26 protein-coding genes are annotated in these 26009 nt (G+C 69.7%); 15 read left to right on the top strand and 11 right to left on the bottom strand.

What is annotated here, in order from left to right; genetic code table 11:
• Positions 1-53 precede the first annotated feature (53 nt).
• From ABIA32_RS04850 to ABIA32_RS04840, 3 genes are all read left to right on the top strand, one after another.
• Positions 54-713: a hypothetical protein gene (locus tag ABIA32_RS04850; protein ID WP_370092559.1), complete on the top strand. Its 660-nt coding sequence runs from the start codon at positions 54-56 to the stop codon at positions 711-713.
• A complete protein-coding gene (locus tag ABIA32_RS04845; RefSeq protein WP_370092558.1) occupies positions 710-2473 on the top strand; it encodes a mobilization protein in 1764 nt (587 codons plus the stop codon). Before ABIA32_RS04850 ends, ABIA32_RS04845 begins: the two co-directional genes overlap by 4 nt.
• Before the next feature lie 243 nt (positions 2474-2716).
• Positions 2717-5437, top strand: coding sequence for an ATP-binding protein (locus ABIA32_RS04840; RefSeq protein ID WP_370092557.1), 2721 nt, complete (start codon positions 2717-2719; stop codon positions 5435-5437).
• Positions 5438-5568: 131 nt separating this feature from the next.
• On the opposite strand, the gene ABIA32_RS04835 is transcribed toward ABIA32_RS04840, so the two are convergent.
• Positions 5569-6216, bottom strand: a complete 648-nt coding sequence (locus tag ABIA32_RS04835; RefSeq protein ID WP_370092556.1) for a Type 1 glutamine amidotransferase-like domain-containing protein — start codon at positions 6214-6216, stop codon at positions 5569-5571.
• Between the two features lie 155 nt (positions 6217-6371).
• Between ABIA32_RS04835 and ABIA32_RS04830 the strand changes: the two genes are divergently transcribed.
• Entirely contained in the window at positions 6372-7043 is a 672-nt protein-coding gene (locus ABIA32_RS04830; RefSeq protein ID WP_370092555.1) for a hypothetical protein, read from the top strand.
• A gap of 104 nt (positions 7044-7147) precedes the next feature.
• Here the strand turns inward: ABIA32_RS04830 and ABIA32_RS04825 are convergent, their stop codons facing one another.
• From ABIA32_RS04825 to ABIA32_RS04790, 8 genes are all read right to left on the bottom strand, one after another.
• Positions 7148-7822 (bottom strand): restriction endonuclease, encoded by a 675-nt coding sequence (locus tag ABIA32_RS04825; RefSeq protein ID WP_370092554.1) that lies wholly within the window; start codon positions 7820-7822, stop codon positions 7148-7150.
• Complete coding sequence (locus tag ABIA32_RS04820; protein WP_370092553.1) at positions 7819-8046, bottom strand: hypothetical protein; 228 nt, start codon at positions 8044-8046, stop codon at positions 7819-7821. The genes ABIA32_RS04825 and ABIA32_RS04820 overlap by 4 nt, the downstream gene beginning before the upstream one ends.
• Positions 8047-8148: 102 nt before the next feature.
• On the bottom strand, positions 8149-8292 hold the full coding sequence (locus tag ABIA32_RS04815; RefSeq protein ID WP_370092552.1) for a hypothetical protein: 144 nt from the start codon (positions 8290-8292) through the stop codon (positions 8149-8151).
• A 231-nt stretch (positions 8293-8523) separates the two neighbouring features.
• Entirely contained in the window at positions 8524-9831 is a 1308-nt protein-coding gene (aspS, locus tag ABIA32_RS04810; protein ID WP_370092551.1) for an aspartate--tRNA(Asn) ligase, read from the bottom strand.
• A 130-nt stretch (positions 9832-9961) separates the two neighbouring features.
• Positions 9962-11077, bottom strand: coding sequence for a hypothetical protein (locus ABIA32_RS04805; RefSeq protein ID WP_370092550.1), 1116 nt, complete (start codon positions 11075-11077; stop codon positions 9962-9964).
• Complete coding sequence (locus ABIA32_RS04800; protein ID WP_370092549.1) at positions 11061-12251, bottom strand: amidohydrolase family protein; 1191 nt, start codon at positions 12249-12251, stop codon at positions 11061-11063. Before ABIA32_RS04800 ends, ABIA32_RS04805 begins: the two co-directional genes overlap by 17 nt.
• A 32-nt stretch (positions 12252-12283) precedes the next feature.
• Positions 12284-13291 carry a TauD/TfdA family dioxygenase gene (locus ABIA32_RS04795; protein WP_370092548.1) on the bottom strand — a complete coding sequence of 336 codons (1008 nt, stop codon included), beginning with the start codon at positions 13289-13291 and terminating at the stop codon, positions 12284-12286.
• An 82-nt stretch (positions 13292-13373) separates the two neighbouring features.
• Positions 13374-13889: an ATP-binding protein gene (locus ABIA32_RS04790; protein WP_370092547.1), complete on the bottom strand. Its 516-nt coding sequence runs from the start codon at positions 13887-13889 to the stop codon at positions 13374-13376.
• Positions 13890-14087: 198 nt separating this feature from the next.
• On the opposite strand from ABIA32_RS04790, the gene ABIA32_RS04785 reads away from it, so the two are divergent.
• Together ABIA32_RS04785 and ABIA32_RS04780 are read left to right on the top strand one after the other, a co-directional pair.
• Entirely contained in the window at positions 14088-14831 is a 744-nt protein-coding gene (locus tag ABIA32_RS04785) for a DUF5919 domain-containing protein (protein ID WP_370092546.1), read from the top strand.
• 7 nt (positions 14832-14838) lie between these two features.
• On the top strand, positions 14839-15315 hold the full coding sequence (locus ABIA32_RS04780) for an NUDIX hydrolase (protein ID WP_370092545.1): 477 nt from the start codon (positions 14839-14841) through the stop codon (positions 15313-15315).
• On the opposite strand, the gene ABIA32_RS04775 is transcribed toward ABIA32_RS04780, so the two are convergent.
• A complete protein-coding gene (locus ABIA32_RS04775; RefSeq protein WP_370092544.1) occupies positions 15303-15860 on the bottom strand; it encodes an HD domain-containing protein in 558 nt (185 codons plus the stop codon). The two genes, ABIA32_RS04780 and ABIA32_RS04775, sit on opposite strands and share 13 nt — an antisense overlap.
• 67 nt (positions 15861-15927) lie before the next feature.
• Positions 15928-16632 carry an HAD family hydrolase gene (locus ABIA32_RS04770; RefSeq protein ID WP_370092543.1) on the bottom strand — a complete coding sequence of 235 codons (705 nt, stop codon included), beginning with the start codon at positions 16630-16632 and terminating at the stop codon, positions 15928-15930.
• 100 nt (positions 16633-16732) lie between these two features.
• On the opposite strand from ABIA32_RS04770, the gene ABIA32_RS04765 reads away from it, so the two are divergent.
• The 9 genes from ABIA32_RS04765 to ABIA32_RS04725 all read left to right on the top strand — a co-directional run bounded on the left by ABIA32_RS04765 (position 16733) and on the right by ABIA32_RS04725 (position 25981).
• Positions 16733-17497 (top strand): XRE family transcriptional regulator, encoded by a 765-nt coding sequence (locus ABIA32_RS04765; RefSeq protein WP_370092542.1) that lies wholly within the window; start codon positions 16733-16735, stop codon positions 17495-17497.
• A 6-nt stretch (positions 17498-17503) separates the two neighbouring features.
• Positions 17504-17971 carry an NUDIX hydrolase gene (locus ABIA32_RS04760; RefSeq protein ID WP_370092541.1) on the top strand — a complete coding sequence of 156 codons (468 nt, stop codon included), beginning with the start codon at positions 17504-17506 and terminating at the stop codon, positions 17969-17971.
• A gap of 266 nt (positions 17972-18237) precedes the next feature.
• A complete protein-coding gene (locus ABIA32_RS04755; RefSeq protein ID WP_370092540.1) occupies positions 18238-18714 on the top strand; it encodes an HNH endonuclease in 477 nt (158 codons plus the stop codon).
• Between the two features lie 81 nt (positions 18715-18795).
• The gene (locus tag ABIA32_RS04750) at positions 18796-19227 is read left to right on the top strand and encodes a hypothetical protein (protein ID WP_370092539.1); all 432 of its coding nucleotides are present in this window, start codon (positions 18796-18798) and stop codon (positions 19225-19227) included.
• The gene (locus tag ABIA32_RS04745; RefSeq protein WP_370092538.1) at positions 19224-21659 is read left to right on the top strand and encodes a tetratricopeptide repeat protein; all 2436 of its coding nucleotides are present in this window, start codon (positions 19224-19226) and stop codon (positions 21657-21659) included. Before ABIA32_RS04750 ends, ABIA32_RS04745 begins: the two co-directional genes overlap by 4 nt.
• Positions 21656-21883, top strand: a complete 228-nt coding sequence (locus ABIA32_RS04740) for a DUF397 domain-containing protein (protein ID WP_370092537.1) — start codon at positions 21656-21658, stop codon at positions 21881-21883. The genes ABIA32_RS04745 and ABIA32_RS04740 overlap by 4 nt, the downstream gene beginning before the upstream one ends.
• A gap of 166 nt (positions 21884-22049) precedes the next feature.
• The gene (locus tag ABIA32_RS04735) at positions 22050-22217 is read left to right on the top strand and encodes a DUF397 domain-containing protein (protein WP_370092536.1); all 168 of its coding nucleotides are present in this window, start codon (positions 22050-22052) and stop codon (positions 22215-22217) included.
• Positions 22218-22297: 80 nt separating this feature from the next.
• A complete protein-coding gene (locus ABIA32_RS04730) occupies positions 22298-24475 on the top strand; it encodes a tetratricopeptide repeat protein (protein WP_370092535.1) in 2178 nt (725 codons plus the stop codon).
• A gap of 111 nt (positions 24476-24586) precedes the next feature.
• The gene (locus ABIA32_RS04725; RefSeq protein WP_370092534.1) at positions 24587-25981 is read left to right on the top strand and encodes a hypothetical protein; all 1395 of its coding nucleotides are present in this window, start codon (positions 24587-24589) and stop codon (positions 25979-25981) included.
• The last annotated feature ends 28 nt before the right edge of the window (positions 25982-26009 follow it).

Below are 26009 nucleotides of genomic sequence, written 5' to 3'. Positions count from 1 at the left end.
TGCTGGTAGATGGGGTTGATGAGCCTCGACACGTTCGGGGAGCCAGCAATAGCGTGCGTCCGACTTACGTCGGCCTGCACGCGCTGGTCCCCGCCGAGGGCGGCGGGGACGACCCGGCGAGGGCGCCGGGTCTGGGGGTGGTCGCGGCCGAGGGCAGCCGCGACCAGGACGGGGCCACCGTCCGACTGGCCGCCACCAGTACGCCGCCCGCTGCCGCCGGCAGCGCCTCCTCGGCCATGCCGTCGGCGTCCCGTCCGGTGCGGGCGTCCCGGGCGGCGCAGCGCCGTCGGGGCCCGAAGCGCAGGCCGAAAGACTTCGAGACGCCCCTGGGCGCGCGGGTGACGTTCCGTGTGGCCCCGGAGGTGAAGGCGCGCTGGCAGGCTCAGGCGGACCAGGCCGGTGATTCGCTGTCGGTGCTGCTGGTGCGGTGGCTGCTCGCCGCCGAGACGGGCACCGCCCCGAGCAGCTCGGTGGCGGACGCCCTGGACGCGCTGGTGGACGAGCTCGCGGCCGTGCGGTCGGAGCTGGGGGCGTGGGGCAACAACCTCAACCAGATCGCCCACCGCCGCAACATCGACGGCACCCTCCCGACCGACCCCGCCGCCATCCGTTTCCTCGACCGCTGCCAGGAGCTCCGGGAGCAGGTCCGGGCGCTGACGCGGGAGGTGGACCAGACGGTCACCGCCGTGGCGAAGGCGCGGAGGCGCGCGTGATCGCGTCCATCACGCGGGGCGACCGCACCCGCGGCGTCCTCGCCTATGTCTATGGTCCCGGTGACGAGGACGAGCACACCGACCAGCACACGGTCGCATCCTTCGAGCCGTTCCTGCCGGACCCGGGCCGTGACCCGGACTTCGACGCGGCGGTCGCTCAGCTGACGGACATCCTGGACCTGCGCGTGGTCCAGGCGGGTAAGCGCGCGCCGAAGGAGCACGTGTGGCACTGCTCCCTGCGGGCCGCCCCGGAGGACCGTCACCTGTCGGACAGCGAGTGGGAGCAGGTCGCGCGCCGGGTCATGGCGGCGGCCGGCATCGCCCCCGAGGGGGATCCGGACGGCTGCCGGTGGGTTGTGGTGCGCCACGCCGAGGACCACGTGCACATCGTGGCCACCACGGTGCGGGCGAACCTCACTCACGCCCGCCTGCACAACGACTACCGGCGGGTCATGGACGAGCTCGCGGTCATCGAGCGGGACTTCGGGTTGAGGGAGGTCGACCACCGGCCGGGCCGGGGCACGATGGCCAAGGCACCGACGCGCGCCGAGGTCCACAAGGCCAAGCGCCAGGGCCGGGAGCGCACGCCGCGCGAGACGCTGCGCATCGCGCTGCGCACGGCGCTTGCGGGGGCGGTGAGCGAGGACGAGTTCCTCGCCCGGGTCCAGGCCGAGGGCGTGCGGGTCAAGGTCCGACGGCTGCCGTCCGGGGACGCGCAGGGCTTCTCCTTCCACCTGCCCGGCGACCACAACCGCAAGGGCGAGCCGGTCTGGTTCCCGGGCAGCGAGCTCGGCCCGGACCTGACCCTGCCCAAGATCCGCGCCCGCCTCGCCGCAGGAGCCGACGAACCCGCTGTCAAGGGCGCCGACACCGCCGGTCCCGCGCTCGCCGAAACGGCTGGCGCGGTCCGCGCCGTGCTGCACGCCTTCACCGCCACCAGCGGCGACGGCGAAGCGGGCGGGGGCACTGGTGGCGTGGAGCCGATGGTCGACGCGTCGGTGGTGGTGGCGTGGTCGGCGGGGTTCGGGGAGGTCCTCGACGCTGTCGCCCAGACCCACATGGGTCCGGGCCGGGCGGAGTTGCGGGCCGCGGCGAGGGCGTGGGGTCGTGCCGCGTTCGCGCACGAGCGTGCCGCGGATCGGGAGTTGCGGGCGCTGCGTTCGGCGGCGCGGCAGACCCTGTCCGGCGGGGCGAGTCTCGGGCGGGGCAAGGACGCGGATCCGGTGATGATGCTGCTGGACCTGGTGCTGCTGCTCGGCATCGCCCTGTACCGGTGGCACGAGGCCGAAGGGCACCGCCAGCACGCCCGCACGGCACATAAGACCGTCGCGCACCTGGAAGTAGCCGCCAGCCAAGCCGCCACCGTCCCGCTGCGGACCCTGGCGGCGGAGAGCCGGTCCGTGCCCTCACCGGTGCGGCAGACGCTCGCCACCACTGTGCGGCAGGTGCTGCCTCCGGACCTGGCCGAGCGGGTGGTGACGGGGAAGAACTGGCCGGCGCTGGCCGGTGCGCTGCTGCAGGCCGGGCATCGCGGCCTGGACGTGACCGGGCTGCTCACCGCATCCGCCGGGGAGCGGGAGCTCGACAGCGCCCAGGACCCGGCCGCGGTCCTGCTCTGGCGGGTGCGCCACCTCGCCGACCTGCCACCGGTCACCCCAGCCGTGGGGCGGGCGAAGGCCCGCAAGCCCGCCCCGGCCGAGCAGCCCCGGCCCGGCCAGTCCATGGTGCCGGGCCAGCCGCCCCGTCCCCGGGGCCGGTAACCCGCAGGCCCGTACCACAGGTTCGGCTCCACGGGTGGAGCCGAACGGCTGTGAAGCTCTGCCGCACCCATACGGCTCCCTGGCCGGCCACCCGGTCGGCCAGGGAGCCGCCTCTCTCCCTCCTGAGCCACCGCCCCAACTGGGCGGTGGCTATTCATCCGTCGTCGCCCGCAAGGAGCCAGACCGATCACCACCATCACCCAGGCCACCAAGACCACGAACGCACCGGCGCTGGAGCGCACCGTGTTCTCCACGCCCCGGACCGCCGAGTTCCTGGAACGGCGCGCCCTTCAGTCCCAGACCGGCCAGGTCGCCGCGAAGTTCGGTGACGTGGTCATCAAGGAACTGCTCGACAACGCCCTGGACGCTGCCGAGTCGGCGGGCGTACGCCCCGAGGTCGGCCTCACCGTGGCCTGGCGCGACGGGCTGGTGTTCGTGACGGTGACGGACAACGGGCCGGGGATGCCTGCGGAGGTGATCGACCGGATCCTGGACTTCACCTGCAACGTGTCCGACAAGGAGAGCCTTCGCTCGCCAACCCGCGGCATGCAGGGCAACGCCTTCAAAACCATTCTCGGGATCCCTGGCGCCCTGGAGGTCACCGCGCCGGTGGTCGTCGAGGCCCGCGGCCTGCGGCACGAGCTCACCGCCTCCCGCGACCTTGCTGGCGGTGTCGCCACCCGCCACACCCAAACCCCCAGCGCCCGCACCACCGGCACGTCGGTGACCGTGCCCCTCCCGGCCGAGCTCGTCGCGGAGGGCACGTTGGTCACGACGCCGCGCCGGGTCAAGCTCGTCACCGCCGAGTCCGCTGTGGGCTGGGTGGAAAAGTACGCCCTTGCCAACCCGCATGCCCGCATGAAGGTTGACCACGCTCAAAACCAGAGCGAGCAGGGGGTCGGAATTTACGAGCCGACCGCCCCGGAGGGGTGGCGCAAGCCGTGGCCGACCGATCCGACCTCCGCCCACCACTACGACCAGGCCGCGATGGCGAAGCTGGTCTTCGGCCACATCCGCGAGCACCAGCGCGGCGGCATCGACCTGCCGCTGCGGAAGTTCACCGAGACCTTCGCCGGGCTGACCGGCTCCATCAAGGCCAAGCAGGTCGCCGCCGCGCTGCCCGGCATCACCCGCCTGTCCGACTTCACGGACAAGCCGGAGCAGATCGCAGTGCTGCTGGAGACGATGAAGGCGCACAGCAAGCCCCCGAAGCCCTCCTACCTCGGCCAGATCAGCCGTGACCACTACATCCACGTGCTCGATGGGGCGTTCGGCGTCGAGGAGGCGTGGTTCTCCCGCCAGCAGCTCACCGACCACGCCGGGATCCCCTGGAGCATCGAGGTCACCGTCGCGCGCACCAGCAGGCCGGGCAGCCTCACGTTCGCCGTGAACCATGCGGCGACGTTCGACGACCCGCTCGCCCAGACCGCCCTGGCCGGCGACGGCTTCACCACCACCGGTGCGCGCGCTTTCCTGGCCCGATGCGACGGCGCCCCCGGCTACGGCAACCAGTTCCTGCGCGCCGTCGTGGTCCACCTGGTCTGCCCCGTGCCGCAGTTCACCGACAAGGGCAAGACCGTCCTGTCCGTGCCGCCTGAGGTCGCCGAGGCCTGCGGGACGGCGCTCAAAGCCACCACGAAGAAGCTGCTGAAGGACAAGCTCTCCAGGCAGAAGGCCGAGGGCGCCCGCCAGCGCGCCGAAGACGCCCACCATCGCGCCGAACTCGCGCAGATCCGCAAAGCGGAGCGGGACTTCAAGGCCGCCACCGAAACTCCGGCCGCAAGGGTTCCGCGGAAGATGACGAAGAAGGAGGCGGTGTTCGCGGTCATGGCCCAGGCCATCGCGCAGGCCCGAGGCGACCAGGGCCTGTCGTTCTCCTCCCACACCCTCTACTACAAGATCCGCCCGCTCGCGCTGAACCTGCTCCCGTCCGGGGCCAAGCTGAGCGCGAAGTACGTCGAGCAGACCCTGCTGCCCGCCTGGGAGCGCGAGCACGGACTGATCCAGGGCCTGTACCGGGAGCCGCGCGGCACCTTGCACCACCCCCACGATCCCGCCGGGGCCCGTGACCTGCGCCTGGGCACCCGTGAGGTCAAGCGGTACATCCCGCCGTCCCGAACCTTCAACAAGATCCTCGTCGTGGAGAAGACCGGCCTGTGGCCGCCCATCCACGAGTCGCGGATTGCCGACAAGTACGACATGGCCGTCATCACCACCGAGGGCTACGGCACCGAAGCCTGCCGCGACCTCCTCGCCCGGATGCCGGCCGGCGACGTGAAGATCTTCGTCCTGCACGACGCAGACCCCTACGGCTACAACATCGCCCGGACCCTGGGAGAGGAGACCGCCCGGATGCCCCACCACCGCGTCGAGGTCATCGACCTCGGCCTCACCGTCGACGACGCCCACGCCAAGGGCCTGGAATCCGAACCCGACACCCGCGACAGCGCCCTACCGGCACGCATCGTCCCCCACCTCACCGAGCTCGCCCACCGCTGGTTCACCGGGAAGGCATGCGACTGGCACGAGAACACCGGCGACCCCACACGCTGGCTCTACCAGCGCGTCGAACTCAACGCCTTCTCCTCGCCAGAGCTCATCGCCTACATCGAGGAAGGACTCGCCCGCCATGGCGCCACCGGCAAGGTCATCCCACCCGCCGACGAACTCCGCGACATGGCCGTCATGGGGTTGCGGGTCCGCGTGGATGCGGCCGTGACCCGGGCCGTCGACGAGATGCACGCCAAGGAGCTGCTCGCCGATACCGTCCTCGCCGGCCTCGACGTCGACCAGATCACCAACATCAGCCCGGACGACATCGCCCACCACCTCGCGGCCCACCCCCACCGCGACTGGCCGATGGCCGTCATGGCCCACGTCACCGACAATCTGCACCACCGGCCGCCGCTGTACGACCTCGCCCGCCAGGCCATCACCGCACAGCAAACCGACAACAGCGACTGACCCGAGAACCTCGGTCCCGGCTGCCGCGCCTCCTTCCGAGGCGTCAGCCGGGACGGACACGCCCACGCCTCCCAGCAGGGGAACCGGCAGAGGTCAGTAGGAGCGTCGGCGTGCTCGGCGCGTGATGCGGGTCAGATGATTCCCTGCCTTTCGCCGTCGATGACAAGGACCTGGCCATCGCGCAGCGTGCGGTGCGGGGTTCCGTCGGCCCGATAGCGCTCCGCGACGCGCCCACAGTCCTCGGTCTCGGGGTGCCCGGGGGAATCGACGTGCGGCACGAAGGCGTGATCCAGGATGCCCAGGCCCTCCCAGACTGGATCGGCGCCCCAGGTTTGCGTCACCTTCTGGGGGAAGTCGCAGAGCTCCAGGCCCTGGAGGCTCGGAGCCAACACGCAGGGGCCCGCGCTGTATCCCGCATAGACGATCGTGTCTTCGCGAAGCCGGGAGGACAGCACACCGTCGGCTCCGCTGCGGGCCATCGCGTAGCGGAGCATGAACGCGTTACCGCCGCGGACCCAGACGGCCAGGAACGTGTCGAGCACGGCCTCAACCTCGCCGACAGGTCGGCCGAAGAACCCACGCAGATCAAGCTCCTGCGGGTCGAAACCGAGCTCGGCCAAGGCGCCGACCTCGCGGGCGACTCCAGCTCGGCGCCTTTCTTCCTGGGTGGCGTCCATGGCGTTGGCGATCACGGCTATCCGTCCGGGCCCTGCCCCGAGGAGCTTGCGCAGCCGGTCCGGGTGATCGCCGACGCGGAACGACGACAGATACAGGCGCATCCACGGACCCTAGCGCGGCTCCAGGGCCTCCGGCCGCGATGGACACGATCTTCTGATTGTGTGCGTACTATCTTGCGGTGTTCAGCCAGCACCACCCGCCGCAAGCGGGGCACCTACGCCTTCGCCCGTCCCGGAGCAGGACCGATCTTCGGTCCGTGACCGACATGGGCTGGGTCAAGCTCGATGATCTCCACCCTGAGGAGCGGCAGCTCGCCACCGGCTTCTACCTCGCGTGCGGCCAGGTCCGGCACGCCCTGACTGACATGCAAGAGAAAGCCCAGGCGGCGTGCGAGCAGTGGACCGGCAACAGGCCGCACCCGATGGGCTCATCCTACGCCGGCACCGCCCTGAGCAGTTCAGACATCGATCTCTACGCGCCGCTGCCCAAGCAGAGCGGCAGCCTGGACGACCTGCGGAAGCTGCTAAATGGCCATGCCGCCTACCGCAAGACCCGCCCGGGACCGACCGGACAGGACCGGCACCTGTTCAGCTACACCCAGGCAGCCACCCGTGTCGATCTCAACTTCGTACCGGCCGACGACTACTGGCTTGCTCTGACCGTCGTCCACGAGATCGCCACCGGGCTCACCGACGAGGACCGAATCGCTCACACCTGGATCAAGCACCTTCTCCACGCTAGAGGAGATGAGGATGGGTACGACCGCTGGAAGACAGCGATGCGGCTCCGCATGTCCCCGACCCTGCGGGCGCTAGTGGCTCCAGGTGAAGCCGGATGCCTCCGGGTTCCACGCCACGGACAGCAATCCCTGGCCGCATCGCTGCAGTGCTGCTCTCCGGAAGGAGCACGGTCAGACCGACGACTGTAAGCGGCTCGGAATTTACGAGTCGTGGCTCCGGACAGCTGGCCTTCGCGGCTTTGCTCAGTGCGGGACTCACGCGGCCGACCGCAGGTCGGTCGCCGCTCTTCGCGTCAGGACAGTCCACGCGCGGTGGTTGGCGGGAGTCCGCGGAGCAGTTGCCAGAGCGGCCAGGGGCCGGCGGCCCAGCGGGCGAGGGTGTCTCGGTCGACGAGGTGTATGCCGTGCTGTCTGCCCCAGTCCTTGGCAGGGGTGGAGAAGTAGCCGTTGGTGACGACGACGGGGACGCTGGCTCCGTAGGCGCGGTCGGCGGTGCCGGCGAGGGCGTAGAGCACCGGGGCGCCGACCTTGTTGCCGTGCAGTGGGTTCTCCTTGTGCTTGCATTGGAGGGCCCAGACGCGTCCTTCGGGGTCGGTGCCCAGGACGTCGACCGCTTGGTCGTTGCTGCCGCCGATGCGGCGGGCCCCGGTGAAGCCGTCGCGCTGCAGGAGGGTGCGGACGGCATCCTCGAACTGCCGGTGGTGCATGGCGTCCAGGCCGCCGGGCCCCTGCATGGTCAGGCGCAGGTTACGCAGATGCTCGGCGTACTCCCGGGAGCTCGTGTGCTGCACGTAGAGCCATATACCGCCGACCGCGGCAGCAACGGCTGCGATAACAATCAGGATCCACCAGTGCGCGGCGAGCCAGCGCAGGACGACGGTCGCCACGGCGATGGCGAGGATCGCCCCGCCGCCCCAGAGGTAGGCGGCCTCGTTGTTGTAGCGACGCCGTCGCCGTGCGGGGCTCATGCGCGACCTCCCGTGTGATGGTGCATCACCAGCAGGTAGCCGACCAGGGCAAGCGCAGCGCCGCCGAGGTCGCTCGCCGTGAGCAGTCTGAAGCCATGCAGGTGGCAGCGCACCAGCCAGCCCTTCCCCGGGTTCTGGCAGCTGCCGTCGACGCGCGTGCGGGCTCCGCATCGCGAGGTCAGCCATGCCCCCAGCGCCCAGAGCGCCCCCAGTAACAGCAACACTTCCCACTCCCTGATGCTCGGCATTCCGGTCTTTTGTCGATCGGGCCGTGCCGGTCCTGCTCCGTCCTCGCAGCCGGAGCAGGACCGTCGTGCTGCGCATGTTCAGTGGAAGAGGACCGCCGCCACCACGACGACGGCGATCAGCCAGCCGAGCCCGATGGCCGGGGCGGCGGAGCGGACCCGCCGCTGGTGTCCACGTACTCGTCGGCCGTTGCGGTAGTGCGGCTTCACATGGGTGTACCTCACGACAACCCCCTGGGGTGTTGCTCGACGACTCCCCGCGACAACAACCAGCAGAGCACTCACCACCGACAGATGAACGCACACGGTCATGATCAATGCGGTGAATCGGCCACCCCTGCCCCGAATCGGCTGAAACTGGGGCCGTGGGTTGCGGGACCGGCACGGGCGGCAGGCTGACGAGCGTGACGCCGGAACCGGTTCCGGCCCCGGCGTCGACGGGTTCGACGTGGAGCTCTACGGCTCCAGGCGGTGGGGTCCGCGGAAGAGGAAGGTGACCTCACGGATGGTGGGGACGTCCAGGAGCAGCATCAGGAGCCTGCTGAGGCCGAGCCCCAACCCGCCGTGGGGCGGGGTGCCGAAGCGGAAGCAGTTCAGATAGCTCGCGAGAGGCTCGGTCTCCATACCCTTCTCGCGGGCCTGGGCGATGAGACGCTCGTGGCGGTGCTCGCGCTGCGCGCCGGTGGTGATCTCGATGCCCTTCCACAGCAGGTCGAAGGACTCGGTGACCGTGGGGTCGTCCTCGGGCCGCAGGTGGTAGAAGGGCCTGACCGAGGCGGGAAAGCGCGTCACGAACACGAACTCATGCCCGGTCTCCTCGGCGATCAGGGCGGAGAGCTTGCGCTCGCCTTCGGGGTCGAGGTCGTCCTTGGCGCCCTCGGGGTCCCAGCCAGTGGCCCGGAGCTTGGTGAGGGCGTCGGCCATGGTGATGCGCGGGAACGGCGTCTGGGGGACGACGACCTGGGCGCCGAAGTGCTCTCTGATGGCGTCGCCGTGGCGCTCGGAGACCTTCTGGAGAACGCGCTGGAGGAGGCGTTCCTCGAAGGCCATGACGTCCTCGACACCGTCGATCCAGGCGAGTTCGGCGTCGACGCCGGTGAACTCGGTGGCGTGGCGGGAGGTGAAGGACGGCTCGGCGCGGAACACGGGGCCGATCTCGAAGACCTTGTCGATGCCAGCAGCGATGGCCATCTGCTTGTAGAACTGCGGGGACTGGGCGAGGTAGGCGGTGCGGTCGAAGTAGTCGACCTTGAAGACCTCGGCTCCGGACTCGGAGGCGGTGCCCATGAGCTTGGGGGTGTGCAGCTCGGTGAAGCCCTCCTCGGCGGTGACCTCGCGCATGGCCTGCTCGACGGTGGTCTGCACCGCGAAGACGAGGTGCTGGGAGGGCCGGCGGATATCGAGGAAGCGCCAGTCGAGGCGCTGGTCCAGTCCGGTGTGCTCGTCGATGGGCAGCTTCGGCTCGGCCGGGGAGACGACCTCGACGCGCTCGGGGATGATCTCCAGGCCGCCGAGCTTGACCTGCGGGCTGTCGACGACCTTGCCGGTGATCTTCACGGCGGTCTCGGCGGTGATGCTCTCGAAGGCCGCCTCGATCTCGTCGCCTTCGCCGCCGCGGGCGTGGGTGACCTGGACGAGGCCGGTGTGGTCGCGGACCAGCACGAACTGCATGCGCCGCTGCAGACGGAGAGTGTTGATCCAGCCGTAGACGGTGACCGTCTCGTCGAGGTGGCTGGGCAGGTCTGCGACGAGGGTGCGCGTCATGGCGGCAACTCCCTGGTTGCGGGCGCGTTGGTCGCGCCAATGGCGTCGGACGGTAGACGGCCGCCCGGGGGGACTGGTTCACCATAACCGAACCAGTCCCGTCCGTGCGGCCGGATTAAGCCGTTCGTGATCAAGCGAGGCTGAACACGCCGGAGAAGACGGGGAGTTCGTAGCGGTCGATGATGTCGTTGAAGCCGACGTGGACGTCGATCAGGCCGTCGAGGTCGTAGTGGAACGGGATGTCCATCTGCTTGACGACGAACGGGGTGAGGACGGTCGGCGCGGGGCACACGCCCAGGTCGGCGATGGTCTCCAGACCGCGGAGGCTGTCGTCGGCCGGTTCGATGCCGGCGAGCAGGCAGCTGCCGACTTCGAGGCGGCCGAAGACGTCGACGGCGTCGGTGAAGACGGTGGTGTAGTCGTCGAAGGTCAGGGTGCCCTTGTAGCCGTGGACGTAGCGCTGGCGGTACTCGTTGTTGACGATCTCGACGCCGCTGTTGAAGCGGCTGATCCCTGCTTCCCGCAGCGTGGTCAGGTAGTCGTTGCGGTGGGCTGCGTCGCGGCGCATGCGGTCAGGGATGACCTGGGAGACGTAGATGCCTCCGGTGTAGCCGATCTTCCGCAGAGCGGTGGCCAGGCGGCAGTGGCGTTCGAGTTCGAGCTTCTCGTTGGTGATGCTGCCGGTGCAGAGCCAGATGATGTCGTAGTTCCGGTTGATCTCCTCAGCGTGGGCGTCGACGTAGGCGAGGCAGGCGTCGAAGTTGCCGGTGTAGTTGGAGCTGGCACCGCCCTGGAGGGCGAGGATCTCCCACTCGGACTCCTTGAAGCAGAAGTCGCAGGAAAAGGCGCAGTAGGTGTGGTAGTCGAAGACGAAGGACCGCATGCCGTTCTCGCGCATGAGCCCGAAGTTGTACATGCCGGTGGGGGCGCGGTCGCCGTCGACGAACTGGGTGCTGCCGATGGCGTGCTGCCGGCCGTTGAGGTGAGCGCTGAGCTGGTCGCCGCCGAACATGAACGGGGAGTCCTGGTTGACGCGGACGGTGATCTTCTTGGCGAAGCCGGGCCCGGTCAGCTGGAGCTCGATGCGGGGGACGACCTGTCCGTAGACGGGGAAGCGGATATCGGTCGTGGTCAGCTGGACGCCGTCCCTGAGCGCGCCGAGGCGGAAGACCTCCTCGATGCGAACCTTGTCCATTCCGGTGAGGGTCAGAGGGAAGCGGGCGGCCCGGTCAGTGCGAGACGGCATGCTCGTGCTCCTTCCTGGCGCTGCGGACAGAGACGAGGCGGGCCGCGTTGGCGCCGGCCAGCCCGGCGGTGAAGGCGTCGGGAAGGGCCGCGAGTGCATCGGCCCATTCGGCGGCGGGGTCCTTCGGGGTGCCCGGGTGGGGGTAGTCGGTGGCGAGCATGAGCCGCGTGGTGAGCCAGCCGGGCAGGCGGGTGAGGTCCTCGCCCAGCCCTACGGAGAAGAAGAACGTGTCGCGATCGGTCAGGTAGGCGCGGGGCGGCAGCTCGCACAGGTCGGTCTGGCCGTTGCCGCGCAGCGTGTGCCAGGACTCCTCGGCGCGGTCGAGCCAGGATGGCAGCCAGCCGGCGTTGCACTCGTGGAAGGCGAAACGCAGGCGCGGGTAGCGGTCCGGGACTCGGGCGTCGAGCAGGGCCGCGAGGTGCAGCTGGCCGGGCAGGGTCTCGTTGATGTGGTTGAACAGCGGCCCCATCGCTGGGGCGCTCAGGCTCGTGCTGCCGCCGCGCCTGCGGGCGATGGGCAGGAAGTGCGGGACGGCGACCTTGTGCAGGTGTAACGCGATGTCCAGGTCCTGCGCGGCGGCGAACAGTGGCTCTGCGGGCAGGAGGCTGCCGCGGATGCCGCCGGGGATCATGGCGTGGGCGAAGCCCGCGTCCGCCAGCCGTCGCAACCGGTCGGGGGCGTCCTCGGTGGCCGGCACCTGGGCGACCGGGAGGAGGCGCTCGGGGTCGCTGGCGGTCATGTCGGCGATCCAGCGGTTGTACGCCTCGAAGTGCGCGACCGCCCAGGGGCCGGTGGGGTCGACCTCGCGGGGCCAGATCAGGCCGAGCGAGGGGAACAGCAACGTGGCGTCGATACCGGCGTGGTCGAGCCAGGCGAGCCGGGCCAGGCCGTCCCACGACGCGCGGGTGCACGACTCCTGGTAGGACGCGAAGACGCCGTCGGCGGGCAGACTGTTCCAGTCGCGGATCTCGCCGTCCTCCGGCGCAGGGAGGCCGCCGAGGCGGCGAACCAGCGCGGAGGGGCGACCCTGAACCAGGAGCTTGTCGCCGTCCTCCTCGTCGCGCACCACACGCAGGCGGTTCTCGCGGAAGGCCGGGTCGAGGTAGGCCTCCCAGCCCCACAGGGGTTCCATGATGTGGCCGTCGGCGTCGACGACCTTGTGTCCGTGCCACATGGCGGACCAGTCCTTTGCTCTCGGCGGAAGGATCAGGCGGGCAGGGCGAGGGCCTTGATGTAGTCGGTCGGGTAGTGGGCCAGACGCGTGTCGGGGACAACCCGGCCGCCGGACGGCAGCTGGCGCAGGAGCAGCACGCGCTGGATCCACCGGTCCGTGCCGTCGTAGGCAGGGCGGAACGCGGTGCGGCCGTGGACGGCCTGGCGGTTGTCGATCAGCAGCAGGTCACCGGAGCCGAGCAGGACCGACTGGGCGCAGCGGCCCAGAGCCTCCTCCAGTGCGGCCAGCGCGGCTGCGGCGGGGGCCGTGATGGCGGTGATCAGGGTCGAGTACTCCAGCGCGGGGCCGTCGGCGCGGTCCTTGAGCAGCGGCACCGGCTCGGTGGTGCGCCGGCCCTCGTGGTCGTAGCTGCCGCGATCGGTGGGGAAGACGAACAGCGGCTCCCGCAGAGCGCCCCGCTCGGCGGGAGTGAGCTGGGCCAGGGCTTGGGGGATGTCCGAGACCAGCGTGACGGCCTGCCCCGTCGGGTCGGGGCGCAGGCCGAGCAGCGCCAGGAAGTCGGGGGGATAGGCGGTGAAGCACGCCTCGGTGTGCAGGACCAGGTCGTTCGCGCCGGACGCGGTCTGCACCTGGTGGTGCGAGGCGACCGGATACCGGTTCTGCACCAGGTGCGCGCCGTCCCACTCGCGGTAGGCGAAGACCTCGCCCAGCCGCGCGCCGACCAGTGCCAGCACCGGCTCCGCCCCGGTCGGCCGCGCCTCCGGCTGCTGGTGGAAGCTGCCTGCCGGGGTCCGCGGCAGCGAAGCGGGGATCGGGACGCCCCGGATCAGCAGGCTCGACGAGCCCTGCTGCGCGGCGAAGTGGTCCACCACCGCGGTCAGATCGCCCTGCGGCAGGGACGCGGCGGCAGCGCGGACCTGCCGGGCGAACACATCGCCCTCGGCATAGGGGTCGGCACGGATCGGGCCAGCCGCCCGCGCCAGCTCGGCGGCGGCGTGCGGCTCGAGGTCGACGACGGAGATCGGTAGGCGTGGAGGCATGGGGCAGCCCTTCCGGAAGTCGAGTGATCTCGCGGCTGGATGTCGGAGAGCAGGAAGCAGAGGAATAGGTGAGGCGCCGGCGTCAGCCGTGGACGGGCGGCGATGCGTCGCCCTCGCCGTGGCAGCCGCCGTGCGGGTGAGCGACCCCGGGGAGCAGGGCCCAGACCGTCTTGCCCTGCGGCTCGGGATACCAGCCCCAGCTCCGGCTCATCTGAGCGACGAGATGGAGCCCGCGCCCTGCTTCGTCCAAGGCGGAGGCATCCCGGCGCCGGGGCGGACGTTCGCAGGAGTCCGACACCTCGATCAGCAGGCTGCTGACGAGCTGACGGGCGACGACCGTGACGGTGGCGCCGAGCTGGCTGGCGGTCACTGAGTTCGCCACCAGCTCGGTGAGGACGACCTCCGCGTCGCTGAGAGCATCCGGGGCGATGACCTCGTGGAAGGCTTCGCGAAGCGAACGACGAGCATCCGTTGCAGCCCGAACGCCGACCGGAAAGGCGCAGTCGAGAGTGACCACGTACGGCGGCCTCACGGCAGCCGGTGCCGACTCCTCAGTCGAACTCCGATGACCAGAATCGCTGTTCAGGACTACCACCATGAGACTCACCTCCCATCGGGCTCGTGATCATTTCGCTGTCGCCGACTCCGGCCGGGGCCGTCGATGTTGAAGATGTTCCGCTTGGGGATGGGACGCGGGTACCGCACCACGGGACGCCTGGGGGACGTCCTGAGACGTCCCCACCGCGGCGCCGATCGTCCGGGCGTAGGTGTCCAATCAGCCGGGTAGGCCAGGGTGATGACGGAGCCGAACGAGCGCCTGCGCGCCGCGCTGCGGGACCGCGGACTCACCCCGCAGACCCTCGCGGACGAGCTCCGCGTCGATGCGAAGACCATCGAGCGGTGGATCGGTTCCGGCCGTACGCCCTACCCCCGTCACCGGTACGCGGTCGCCGAGCTACTCGGGGTCGCGGTAGCGGAATTGTGGCCGGAGACGGACCGCACTGCGGTTACGGCTGGGCCAGGCGGAACGGAGGTCCTCGGTGTCTACCCCGACCGGTCGGCAGTGCCCGGCGAGCTCTGGCGCGCGCTGTTCAGCAAGGCGACCAAGGACATCGGCGTCCTGGTCTACAGCGGCCTGTTCCTCTCCGAGGACAGCGGCATCCACCGCATCCTGCTCGCGAAGGCCGGACAGGCGGTGCGCATCCGCATCCTGCTAGGGAACCCGGCGAGCGAACATGTGGCCCGCCGCGGCGCCGACGAAGGTGTGGGCACAGCCATGGCCGCCAAGATCGAGAACGCCCTCGTGATGTACGCGCCGCTGCGAGGCAACGAGGCCATCCAGTTCCGGCTGCACGACACGATCCTCTACAACTCGATCTATCGAGCCGACGACGAACTCCTGGTCAACACGCACCTGTACGGGTTCTCCGCCGCCCAGGCGCCGGTCCTGCACCTGCGGGCGACCGCTGATGGCAGCATGGTCGCCAGCTACCTGGACAGCTTCGAGCGGGTCTGGGCCGAAGCCGTTCCCCTGGAATGAGGTCACGATGCCGAGCCGGATCGACTACTTCGACGACCCCGACGCGCCCCTGGCCAACAGCATGGTGCCGTCCGTCAACGTCGTCGTCGCTGACGACCTCGGACGTATCCTGCTGATCCGCCGCACCGACAACGGCAACTGGGCGGTCCCGGGAGGAGCGATCGACCTCGGCGAGTCAGCGACGCAGGCAGCCGTCCGCGAGACGGACGAGGAGACGGGGATCCGCTGCGAGATCACCGGCCTGGTCGGGATCTACACCGACCCGCGGCACCTCATCCACTACACCAGCAACGACGAGGTCCGGCAGGAGTTCTCCATCGTCCTGACCGCGCGGCCCACGGCCGGTGTGCCCCGCGCCAGCAGCGAGTCCAGCGAGGTCTGCTGGGTCGACACTGCCGACATCCCCGCTCTCCCGATGGACCGCTCCATGCGGATGCGGCTGGAGCACTACCTTGCCGGCGACTCCCGGCCCTACCTCGGCTGATCGCGACGAAGCAGCGAGCGGACGGTGTCCACCGCGCGCAGGATCTCCGGGCGCGCCTCCGTGATGGCCGCGGCGACCAGGCTGCCGGGGCCGTACCGCGTCAGGATCTCCGCCAACCGCTCCTCCGCCGAGATCGGTTCCCCGTCGGGCGAGGTCGTCATGTCGCAGTACGTCAGCGCGTCAGCCAGAAGGCCACCGACCGGCGTGAACTCGGCCGACAGACGTTCGAACAGACCCCGTCGTGCGGCCTCCGCCACGGCAGAGGAGTGGTAGGCGACGAGAGAACACACCCGGTCGTCGACTCCCACGACGTCCCGCAGGAACAGCGCACCGTCCATCGGATGGAATCCGGTCGACGCGACCATGGGCGCATACCCGATGTCGTGCAGCCAGGCGGCGTCGACGAGAAGCTGACCGTCCGCGCCGAGCCGATCAGCGATCGACTCGGCCTTGTGCCCCACGCCTCTACTGTGCTCCCACCTTCGCTGCAGCGGTCCCGACAGATGCTGCTCCGCGAGTTGGGCCGCCCACCCGTTCCGGTTCATGCCGGGACCATACCCAGGGCCGACCATGGAGCCTCGTTCTGCCGCCGGGACGTCCAGGACGTCCCGATCACGCTGCCGCGTCAGCCCGGGCAAGCTCCCGCAGCACGTCCAGCACGCGGGCGGTGTCACGCAGATCCGGCAGCACGACTCTCGCTCCGGCCGCGTGGAGGGCGTCTGAGCTGTAGCTCCCGGACGCCACCGCGAGGACTGCGTCGCCGTTGGCCAGAGCAGCCTGCACATCCCGCGGCGTGTCCCCGACCAGGACCACCGGCACGGACGCGGGCAGTGCGTAGGCCGCGCTGATGCGTCGCCTCGCCACCGGCACCAACCCGGACCGGTCCTCGCAGTCCGCGCCGTACGCTCCCACCGTGAGATCGACGAGGACGTCCAGGCCGAAGGCCCCCAGCTTCACCCGCGCGTTGGCGGCGATGTTCCCCGTGAGCACGGAGCTCACCGCGCCAGGCTCGCCGGCCAGCGCCTCCAACACCTCCCGGGCCCCGGGCAGGACGTACCCGCGCCGACGCAGCTCGGACGCGTGAGCGGCCGCGGCCTCGGCCAGTGCCTGTTCGATCGCGGCCCAGCACGGCGGCTGAAGGTGATGGCGGCCGAAGAGATCCGCCATGATCGACCGGTCCGTCCGGCCCTCGGTCACGACCGGAGCCGACGGAGGCAGACCGGCCAGCGCGGTGAACGCCGCGGCGTAGATCTCCTTGCTGACGCCGCAGTTCTCGATCAACGTATGGTCGATGTCCCACAGAACGGTCAAAGGCACCAGCCCACCCTACGATCGACGTGGCCCGGTATCCCAACGATCACGAGGACGTGCCCAGACGTCCTTGCGGCAACTTGGCGTCACCGATTTGATGAGCTCCGTGAACGAGCAGCTACGGTTAGCCATGGCTCGGCAGGGCTTCACCCCGGACGACCTCGCAGCAGCCTGCGCAGTTGACCCCAAGACGGTCGGCCGCTGGCTCGCCGGCCGCGTCCCCCACGCCCGGCACCGCTGGACCACCGCCGGGCTCCTTTCCGTGGCCGAAGACGACATCTGGCCCAGTCCCCAGCGTGCGTCGCCCGCTCGGCTCCGCGCCGAGCCCGTTGGCTGCTACCCCAACCGCGCCAGCGTCCCACGCGAGCTGTGGCTGTCTCTGCTGGAGAGCACCGAGCGCCGGATCGACGTCCTCGTCTACTCCGGGACGTTCTTCGCCCAGACCAACCCCCACGTCGCCAGAATGCTCACCGCCAGAGCCCGCGCCGGCGTTACCGTCCGCCTCTGCTTCGCCGACCCCGCGGGCAACGCCGTCGCCCAGCGCGACCGGGAGGAAGAGCTCGACGGCACCCTCGCCGCCAAGATCCGCGCCTCGCTCACCTACTACCGTGTGCTGCTCACCGAGCCCGGGTGCGAGATCCGCCTGCACAACGCCACGGTGTACGCCTCCCTATTCCGGTACGACGACAACCTCTTGGCCAACCCGCATGTCTGGGGCCAGCCCGCGAGCGCCAACCCCCTCATCCACCTGCGCCGCGGCGCCGGGGCCGAGCTCGGGTGGTTCGAGCAGTACGTCACCAGCTTCGAGGCGCTCTGGGAGACCGCCCGCCGCTGGGACGGCACCACCATCGACAAGACCTCCAAGGAGTGACCCCGTATGGGCAGGACCGAGTACCTCAACGACCCCAGCGCGCCCAAGGCCAACACGCTGATCCCGGCCAGCAACCTGCTCGTCGTCAACGACAGCGGCGAGATCCTGCTCCAACGACGCCGAGACACCGGCCAGTGGGCCCTGCCCGGCGGAGCCCAGGACATCGGCGAGACCGCAGGCCAGTGCGCCGTCCGCGAATGCCAGGAGGAGACCGGCATCCTCGCCGAGCTCACCGGCTTCCTCGGCGTCTACACCAACCCGAACCACATCGTCGCGTACAGCGACGGCGAGATCCGGCAGCAGTACGAGAACACGTACATCGGCCGGCCCCTCTCCGGAACCCCCACCATCAATGACGAGGCCGACGGTGTCCGCTGGGTCCACCCCGAGCACCTCGACGGGCTCGACATCCACCCGAGCATGCGGCAGCAGATCGGCAACTACCTGGCAGGCAACTACCCGTACCTCGGCTGAACTCCGTGACGAGGACGGGCGGCGTGCCAATTGCCCCAAGCGCGGGCACCGCTCGACCCAGCCCGAACGCGCCTTCGACCTCGTGCCCATCCCCGTCTGCTCCCAGATGGAGCACCTGGCATCCCTCGTCAAGCTCATCGGCCGGGCCGACGCCCCGGACGAGGGCCACCTTCCACCTGAAGGCCGAGCGCCAGGCCCGCCCCGCAACCTGGCGGGTCGCCGGGCCCGAGCGCAACACCGGCATGCTCCTGGACGAGCGACCCCGATTGATCATCGCGTTCCACGGCCACTCCGTGCCCGCCAGCGGCGGCACGTCGGACAGGTGCCTGCGCGGCCTGCTCGCCCGAGTGCCGGTCTGGCTCACCCTTGGCTCGGACGTCCAGATCGGGATGTGGCTACGGCCAACGATGTTCCCCCGCGACCGCGTTCGCCGTATCGACGCCGAGCTGACTGCGGCATGCAACTCAACGAATGCCCAGAACCCGGCTCAGCGCCAGGTCTTGTATCGCCAGGCTGAAGGGCTGAGCCGCCACTGCGGCCACGAGTTGGATCTTGGGTGGCATGCAGACCACCGGGTCCCGTGGGCCGACGGCGGCCGGACGACCGTCGAGAATGGCCAGGCGCTCTGTGCAGCCTGCAACCTCGCCAAAGGACGTGATATGGCATTCCGCGATGAGTTCCGCCCCCGCCCCTTCGAGCTGGAAGTGGCCGTCCAGGTCCTCGACGGCATCGCCGCTCCCTAGTCAATCCTCCGAACCTCCTGTCCACGAGCCCGGGGCACCATAGGATCGGTCGTCAGGTTCAGGACACATGGGGGTTTGCTCATGCAAGAGGAAGTGGAGCTGTTCCTGGGCACGGCAGGGCAGACGGTCATGACCGCGATGGCTGGCGACGCCTACCGGGCGGCGAAGCAGGCGATCGTCTCTGTCTGGCACCGCTTCATCCCTTTCGGGGCTGAGGCCCTCGACGGCGAACTGGAGCAAGCGCACAACCAGGTGGTCGCGGCTCAGGAGGCGGGAGACTCCGAGGTCGAGCACGCCTTGGCCACCCGGTGGCAGGAGGCTCTGCAGCCCCTGTTCGCCGCTGATCCCCGTGCCGCCGAAGCACTGCGGACCGCCCTGGTCGACGCCGGAGTGGCCATCCCGCTCCCCGCCCCCGGCCAGGCGCAGACCGGCGACCGTCGCCTTGTGGCGAAGGCGGACGGTCACGCGCGGGTTTACCAAGCCGGCAACGATCTGCACGTCACCGAACAGTGACCACCGGCTCCGATGGCGCGGCGGGCGGGGTGCAGCAGGAGGTGACCGGCCAGGGTCGTGCCTACAGCGCCCAGCACGACCTGCACATCACCGAGTACCACGCCCATGTCACCGCGCCTGCGACTGGCACGCCGCTCCCCAGCGGCCCCGCCTCGGTCCGGGTCCCACTTGCAGCCCCGTTGCGCACCCGGGTTCACGACCGGCGTGAGCTGCGCAAGCTCCTGCTGGACGCCGCCTTGGGCGCCGGGCGGAGCGGTGGGACCCATGTCATCCACGGCATGCCTGGCTGTGGGAAGACGGCCGTCGTCCAGGCGGTCATCGGGGAGGTTGCTGCTGCGCGCGACACTGCCGGGCAGGCTGTGAGCGGGTGGTGGGTCAACGCCGCCAGCGGCAAGTCCTTCTTCGACGGCTTGCTGTGTGTCGCGCAGGAGCTCGGCGCATCACAGGAGGAAGTCCTCGCAGCTCGCAGCGGGAGCGTCGCCCCCGCGGACCTGGTCTGGCGCTATCTCGACGGCGCGCGGCAACGCTGGTTCCTGGTCCTCGACAACTTCGACGACCTCGCCGTGGTCCGTGAGCCGGGCTGGCTGCGGAACAGCCCCCAGGGCACCGTCGTGATCACCAGTCGCAACGGCGTGCCGAAGTCCTGGCCCGTCGAGGCCACCTTCCACGGCCTGGATGTTCTCGACGTGGGCGACGCCGTCGCCCTGCTGCTGGACCTGAACGTCGGCGACAGCAATCTCGGCGAGGTCGAACGCCTGGCGAGAGCGTTGGGCTGCCACCCCCTCGCCCTGCTCCTGGCCGGCGCCTTCCTCGGTGAGCAGATCCTGGAGCCGCTGAGCATCGGCGAGTTCGTCGATCGCCTGGAGCACGACCCAGGCGCTGTGCTCGATCTCGGCGCCGAGCCCGACGAGGTAGACCTACGCCGTCTGATCGGCGCCACCTGGCAGCTTTCACTCGACGTGCTGACGCGTCGGGGTGTGCCGCAGGCGGTCACACTGCTCCGCCTGCTCTCCTGTCTGGCAGCCGACCCGCTGCCGACCGGCGCACTGCACCCCGCCTTGCTGAGCATGACCGCGCTGCACACCGCAGAGCCGCCGCTGCTGACGAACCAGACCAACGGTGCTCTGCAAGCCCTCAAGTCCCAATCGCTTATCGCTTTGGTCGAGGTCCCGGGCGACGTCGGCCTCCCGGCGGTGCCCGGGATTCAGAGCCACAGGCTGTTGCTCGACACCGTCTTCGCCCGCATCCCGCTCGACCAGCGTGATCTGCTCCTCACGGCCGCCGCCGACCTGCTCTCGGCACTGACCGCCGCCGGCCCCGGCCTGTGCGTGGACGCGCAGACGTTGCGCCTGTTCGCTCCCCACGTCACGGCCATCCTCCAGCGCGCCGGCCGAGTCCCCGGACAAGCGGCCGAGCGCGCACTGTCGGTCGCCCGGGACCTGCGATCCCAGCACTACGACACGGGTGACTACCGTGCCGCGCTCGCCTTGGCTGACGACATCCGGCAGATCACAGGCCGAACCGATCGAACCGGCCGACCCGATCGGCAGTCCGATGAGGACGCCCTCACCGACCGCCGGGAGTACGGCCGCTCCCTTCGCGCCGCCGGAGAGTTCCGGCAGGCCGCAGAGATCCTTGAGGCGGTCCTCGACGAGCAGGAGCAAACGCTGGGGCCGGATCATCCACGGACCCTGGACAGCGCACACACGCTGGGCCTCGCCTACTACGGCCTCGGCGACTTCAGCAGGGACGAGCGACACATGCGCAGAGCCGCCGAGGGCCGCGCACGCGTGCTCGGTCCGCGGCACCGCGACACCCTGCACAGCCGCCTCTGTCTGGCCGAGGCCCTCGGAGCTCAGGAACAGTGGAGCTCCGCGGAGGAGTTGGCTCGCAGCGCGATGGCGGACGCGGCCGACTCGTTCACCCCGGACCACCCGCAGCGTCTGGCCGCCCGGCTGACACTGACCTGGATCCTGTCGGAAACCGGCGCCTACGCGGAGGCAGAGCCGATGGCTCGCAGCCTGCGCGACGACAGCGTGAGGCTCCTCGGAGCGGCACATCCGCAGGTGCACAACTGCGGCCAACTCCTTGCCGAGATCCTGCTCCAGCGCGAGTGCTGGCAGGAGGCGGAGGAAGTAGCCCAGGAGGTCCTGCGGGCGCGGACTCGCGTGCTCGGTGCAACCCACCCTCACACGCTCGCGGGCCGAGACCGGCTCGCCCGCGCACTGCAAGGCGCCGGACGTCTCCGGGAAGCCCGGGAGTTCGCCGAGGCGAACGCCCGTGTCGCCACGGACGCGCTCGGCCCCCACCATCCCGACACCCTGGCCTACCACGCTCTGGTCCAGGAGCTCAGCCGCTCAGGTGTGCCTGGCGGATCGAGTCCCAAGAGTCCATCCGATGTCGACGAGGAAGGCACCCCGACCCGACCATGAGTACGAATCCGGCACGCGTATGGCGCAGGAGCAGCCACAGCGGCAGCAACAACAACTGCGTCGAAATACTCACCCCCCCCCCGCGAGGATTCGCACCTGTCCGTGACTCCAAGGATCCGGACGGCCCAGTGATCTACTTCCGCGCCGACGCGTGGTCCAGCTTCGTGGGCGCCATACGACGCGGGGAAATACCGACCTCGATCACGGACATCTGCCGCCCATAACGCCGATGCACTCGATCAATTGGCAATGCCCAGCCCACTCGCACTTGACGAAGAAGGACGCCATGCTCGAACACCTGGCCAGCCGGGGTTGGCACAAGAGCAGCCACAGCGACTCCGGGAATGAGTGCATAGAGGTCGACACCCCCCCCCGTTCGAAAATGTGTATGTGCGTGACTCGAAGGATCCAGATGGTCCGATCCTCCGATTTTCAGTAGCACCTTGGACTGACTTCCTGACCTCCCTGCGCGACGGCACCCTCGTCCGCATCGACATCGACATCGACATCGACGCGAACGTGCCTCCTCCCGTCGCGACAGCCCCGAGCATCCGCTGACGTGCTCCTCGGCCGGAGCCCGTCCCCGTCCGAGGAGCGAGCATGACCAGTGTGACGTCGCCATCCCCTGGGGGTGTCCGATGAGCAGCCGCAACGAGGGCCGCGCCGAGGGCCACGGGCAGGTGTTCCAGGCTTCTGGGGACCTGCACAACATCAAGGCCGACGCGGTCTATCTCGGCATCGCCGAAGCACTCGCCGCACCTGGACCGGACTCCGTACGACATCCCGCGACAGGCAGGCCCCCTGTCCGATTGCGGGATCGGGAGGAGCTCATGAAGCACCTGCGCGCCGCCATTCAGGCCGGGCCTGGCGGCCAAGTCCGGGGCGGCCAGATCTTCGTGCTCCACGGGCTCGGAGGCTGCGGGAAGACCGCGGTCGCTCACACGCTGTTCCAGGAGGTGGTCACGACCGGCGAACGAATCGGACTGTGGGTCAATGCCTCAGACGACTCCTCCCTCCGGGCAGGGATGCTCGCCGTAGGAGCGGACCGAGGTGCCGGCGAGGAGAAGCTCTCCAACGTGCGCCGCGGACTTCTGCCCGGGGCCGACCTGGTCTGGCGCCTGCTCGATCAGTCAGAGAACCCTTGGCTGCTGGTGCTGGACAACGCCGACGATCCGGCGACCCTGCGCAACGGCACCTGGCTGCGGTCCAGCCCGCGCGGCACGGTCGTGGTGACCACTCGCCAGGCAGCAACCCGGTGGTGGCCCGGAGCCGAACTGCACCAGGTGGGGGTGCTTCCCAGTCGGGCCGCCGCGCAGGTCCTCTGCGACCTCGCGCCCCACGCAGGCGACATCGAGGACGCCACCGCCGTGGCCGAACGCCTCGGACGACTCCCGCTCGCCCTCACCCTGGCCGGCGGCTACCTCGCCAATCAGATCATCTCCCCATGGAAGCTGGCCGACTACCGGGACCATCTGGACGCCTCGGCCCAAGGTACACAGATCGACCTGCTCGACCGAGGTGCAGACACCGCCCCCGAGGCACGGCATCTGGTCAGCCGAACCTGGCAGCTGAATCTCGATGCCCTCACCCGCCAAGGGATCGGCTCCGCAGTCACGCTCCTGCGGCTGCTCGCCTGTTGGGCAAGCGACCCCTTGCCGCTGTCACTCCTCGTCGGCGCCCAGCTGAACCCCGGAGCAGCACTGGACGACGTGGAGACCGCTCTGCGCGGACTGCTCGACCAGTCGCTCACCGACCTGATCCCCGGTCCGCCGCGCTGCCTGCAGACCCACCGCCTTCTTCTCGACGCCGTCGCCTGGAGCACACCACCCGACCAACACGACCTCCTCGGCTGCCTCGCTGCGGAACTCCTGACAGCACCCCTTCCCGAAGACCCCGAACGTTCCGCCGCCGATCCCCGCCTCACCCTGCTCGTGCCGCATGTCCTCGCACTGCTCCGTCGCCTCGCCGGCTGGAGTGACGTGCAGGACCGCACGATCGAGGCCGCCGCCGCGGCCGCCTTCCGATTGGTTCTCGGGCTGCACCGCAGCGGCGACTACCTGTCCGCACTGAACTTCGCCACCGATGCCGCGGCCCTCACCCGGCGGCTGCTACCGGAGGGCCACCCTGCCGTGCTCCGGCTCGATCAACGCGTCGGCCGGGCCTTGCAGCGGCTCGGCCGCTTGGAGGAGTCCGTGGCAGTCAACCGCCAGGTACTGGAGCAGTTCCGGCACACCCTCGGCCCGCAGGCACCGGACACCCTCGAGAGCCTTCTCGGACTCGGCGTGCCGCTCTGCATTCTCGGCAATACCGACGAGGGCACTCCTCTGATCGAGAGCGCCGTCGCCGGGCTGGCCGCAACGCTGGGCTCCAGTCACCCGTCCACCTTGCTGGCCAGGGCAAACCTGCTCGAAACAGCCACCGAACCTACCCTGACAGTTGCTCTGGACAACGGCCCCGCTCTTGTGGAGCGCTGCACCCAGGAGCTCGGCCCGCTCCACACGGTCACCCTCGCCGCCGAGATCAGCTACGCCAACGCCCTGTTCCGCGCCGGACATTACGCAGCCGCCCTCCCCGCGGCCCGTGCCTGCCTCGCTGCCCACGAAGGACGCTACGGTCTCCAATATCCGATCACCCTGGCTGCACGCTCACTGCTCAGCCGCACCCTTCTCAACCTCGGCCGCCCCGCCGAGGCAGAGAAACACGCAGCCCTTGTGCTCGCGGGGCGCCGAGAAGCACTCGGACCCGAGCACCCGTGGACCGCTACTGCACAGGACCATCTCGCAGCCTGCCGAGCCGCAACCAAACGGCCGACTTGAGCAGATTGGCCGAATACTGTCCTGCACACGTCACTTGAACGTGCTTATCTGCTGCGGATGCCGTTAGTAGTCGCACAGTCGCGGGGGGTTAGCTTGAAGCAGGCTGCGCAGGTGCTCAAGGATCTCGCACGTTCGTCGCATATCTCGGTCGACTCCGGCGCTGCCCTGGTCGGGAATGTGGAGGCCGCTGCGGCTGAAGCCGACCGAACCCGCGAGCAGAAAGCCAAGAGCGACGGCAAGGCTGCGGCCGAGCCTCCACGGCGCAAGCCCCTCCTCTGCCCCATCCCCGAGACAGATCTGGATCAAACGCTGGCACTCGCCCCTTGGACAGTCCTGCACTGCTTGGGCCGGGCCATGGCGCTCTCCCGGCAGGGTGCCGGTCGTGGACTCGCGGAGCACTGGGGATGCCTCAAGTACACCCAGGCGCTGGTCGGTGGACTGAACTCGTTCCTCGCCCTCTCGGACGAAGGCCGCGACACGGCCGAGTACTACAAGGCTCTGCAGTCACGGGAGCTCGGAATCGGCTTCGCGTGCACCCTGTCCGAGCTACTGCTGCGCCGCCAGTACCCAGACCACTCCGTCTCGATCATCCCTGCCGAAACGGCGCTCCGGGCCGGCTGGGCCCTGACGGGGAGGGACAAGGGTCCTAGATCCAGTGGCTCCCGGTATCGTCCACGGCTCTTCGCAGAGGTATGGAAGCCCGGGGAAGCCTCCAGGGTCATCCCGATTGCATGCAAGGGCAATCACAGCAATGCCGCGACGTCCCACGAACAACTCGCGTCAGCCTCCGCTCACGCAGAGGCCGTGCACGTCGGCGCCTGGAACGAGACGCCGGCCTTGGTCTTCAGCACGGAGATCCCGACCGAGGGACCGCTGACCGTGCACGCGCTCCAGGCCGAGGGAACGGGCGGTTGGCTTCAGCCACTGGCCCACGACCTGGCGGCCGGCCTGAATCACGACGTGCAAGAGCTGGCGATCTACCCCGGGATCCAGCCGCCCGACGACGAGGGCAGAGAAGGCGAACCCGAACCCGGCTACCAGATCCGGCCGCCGCACTTCTCGTGGTTCGCGCAGGTCCTCGGCCGGACCAACGCGGCTGGGATCGCAGCCTTCGCAGGCGACAGCGAGACGACCGCGCGATACCTGACGAAACGTCAGGGGAAGCAGCGCTTCACCGGTACCGTGCACGCGGCAACCGGCAGCGTGCAGGATGCCGCCTGGACTCTCCTTGGCACTCCCTTCGTCGGCACGGACCACGTCTTTCGGCTGAACGGGACCCGCGTCGAAGCGTTCTCCGGCGTGGATGCCACCCTGCTCGGTCTCCTCACCGAAGGGAACGTGGAGGAGTACCGACGCCAAGTGCACGCGCGCCGGTCGGACAGCCAGCGTGTCCAGTGGGACTCAGACTGGCGCGGGCCGGTATCCGTCCACAGCGACGGCTCCGTTCTCGCCCTCCGGGTTCTGCCCCAACCGCGCACACGAGCTCGCAAGGCGCTGACCAGTTGATACCGGCACGTACGCAGGCGTCGCGCCG

This window comes from Streptacidiphilus sp. MAP12-20, assembly GCF_041262525.1.
In the GTDB taxonomy this organism is placed as follows: Bacteria; Actinomycetota; Actinomycetes; order Streptomycetales; family Streptomycetaceae; genus Streptacidiphilus.
This window is presented reverse-complemented; position numbering and strand designations above follow the sequence as displayed.